Source organism: Escherichia sp. AM3 (genome assembly GCF_032029835.1).
Taxonomy (GTDB): Bacteria; Pseudomonadota; Gammaproteobacteria; order Enterobacterales; family Enterobacteriaceae; genus Escherichia; species Escherichia coli.
In genome coordinates this window covers 1-304 of record NZ_JAVUPQ010000814.1, presented here as the reverse complement: position 1 = coordinate 304, position 304 = coordinate 1, and the positions used below count along the sequence as shown (strand labels likewise).

The 304-nt window shown below is 64.5% G+C and carries 1 pseudogene; it reads right to left on the bottom strand.

From position 1 onward, the window contains the following. Positions 1-235 (bottom strand): annotated as a pseudogene (locus RTW80_RS28515) (aspartate dehydrogenase); the annotation flags it as partial. Positions 236-304 lie beyond the last annotated feature (69 nt).

The window sequence follows — 304 nt, the reverse complement described above, 5'->3', positions numbered from 1 at the left end:
TCTCTTCCCCGTACTGGGCCACCGCCTGCTGGCTGGCGCATTCCAGCACCAGATCCGGCGTTTGTGCGCACGCCATCGGCGACGTCAGCGCCTCAACCGCATCGCCAAACTGGTCGTGAATGGCGGCATGGTGAGACGCGCGCGCCACGATCCAGCCGATAGCCACGCCGGCGGGCAGGCGCTCAATCACCGCCTGTGCCATGGCGCCAAAACCAATCAACATTACCTTTTTCATGATGTGTCCTTACAGATGGCGGCAGAAGCCGCCGGACACGTCCAGCGCCGCGCCGGTGGTAACCGAGGC